The organism is Oleiphilus sp. HI0086 (genome assembly GCF_001635225.1).
The window spans coordinates 1-1,341 of sequence record NZ_LWFZ01000856.1; the positions used below are offsets into that span (position 1 = coordinate 1).

General features: G+C 44.4%; 3 protein-coding genes. All 3 read left to right on the forward strand.

Annotation, left to right across the window (positions count from 1 at the left end; all coding sequences use genetic code 11):
• The coding region (locus tag A3756_RS15460; protein WP_156490511.1) for a DNA polymerase III subunit gamma/tau C-terminal domain-containing protein at positions 1-553 on the forward strand (553 nt) is incomplete at its 5' end.
• Positions 554-617: 64 nt separating this feature from the next.
• On the forward strand, positions 618-944 hold the full coding sequence (locus A3756_RS15465) for a YbaB/EbfC family nucleoid-associated protein (protein ID WP_068507357.1): 327 nt from the start codon (positions 618-620) through the stop codon (positions 942-944).
• A gap of 38 nt (positions 945-982) precedes the next feature.
• A partial coding sequence (locus A3756_RS15470) for a toprim domain-containing protein (RefSeq protein WP_082865290.1) occupies positions 983-1,341 on the forward strand: 359 nt, incomplete at its 3' end.

A 1,341-nucleotide genomic window follows, 5' to 3' on the forward strand; every position in this document is an offset into this window, starting at 1 on the left:
GCAGCCTGTTACCAGCGTTGTTGAAAGTCCAGTTCAAGAACCTGTCTCGGAACCAGTGCCTGAACCTGATAAACAATCTACTTTGCGGAATGAGGAAAAATCTCCTATTGCAGAGAGTTCGTCTCAGGATCATGTAGAGAAAAGTGAGCTTGCCGCAGATGTCCTTTCAAGCGGATGGAATAAGCAGGTGACACAATTGGGTCTTAGCGGAATGACGCTTAATTTAATGCTTAACTCAGTGCTAGAAGAGAACCCGGACGGCTTGAATCTTTATTTTGAGGCTGGACACTTTCGTTTGCTAAATACAAGTCATGAAGGGCGGATTCGTGAATCATTGAGTAAAGAAGTGGCACAAGGGCGAAATATTACTTTCTTCGAGGGCTTAAAGCCCGAACACGAGTCGCCGATGATGTGGCGTGAACGCGTGAAAGCGGAAATGGGGGAGCAAGCAAAACTGAGTGTTGAAAATGACCCCTATGTCCAACAGATGATTAGAGAGTTTGATGGTGTGTTGATTGAAAATAGCATTAAAGCTTTAGGGCAGATTATTTAATAAAATATGATCGCGTGCAGTTGCCTTCTGAAGACGCTCTGCACAATAGTAAGTGGAGAAAAATATGATTGGTGGAAACTTGGGCGATATTATGAAGCAAGCCCAAAAAATGCAAGAAGAGCTTCAAAAGCAGCAAGAAGAAGCTGCGAATGCAGAAGTGATGGGTGAATCCGGTGCTGGCTTGGTGAAGGTTGTGATGAATGGTCGTCATGATGTTATTAAGGTTGAGCTAGATGACACTGTGTTGAGTGAAGATAAAGAGTTTTTGGAAGATTTACTTGCTGCAGCAGTAAATGATGCGGTAAGAAGGATCGAAGAAAAGAACAAAAATGCAATGTCAGGCTTAGCGGAAGGTATGGGCTTCCCTCCTGGCTTCAAAATGCCGTTCTAACGATCGACTTTTAATGCAATTGTGGATGAAATAAGAGTATGACTTTCGGTCCTGTTATTGATGAGCTGATTGAGTCACTAAGAGTTTTGCCTGGAGTAGGGCAGAAGTCTGCCCAGCGAATGGCTCTGTCGCTGTTGGATGAAAAACCCAATGGTGCCCAGCGTTTGGCTAATTCCTTGTCGCATGCTTTGGAAGCAGTAGGCGAGTGTGTGGGGTGTCGAACCTTAAGTGAAAGTGAGTATTGTCATATCTGTCAGGACGCTCAGCGGGAACACAACACTTTATGTGTTGTCGAATCTCCCTCTGATTTGATCGCGATTGAACAGACACATCAGTTTAAGGGTGTGTACTTCGTATTGAAAGGTAGCTTGTCACCACTTGATGGTAAAGGTCCTGC

Coding starts and splice junctions, on each gene's coding strand:
- A3756_RS15465 (WP_068507357.1), top strand. CDS start 618: ATGATTGGTGGAAACTTGGGCGATATTATGAAGCAAGCCCAAAAAATG.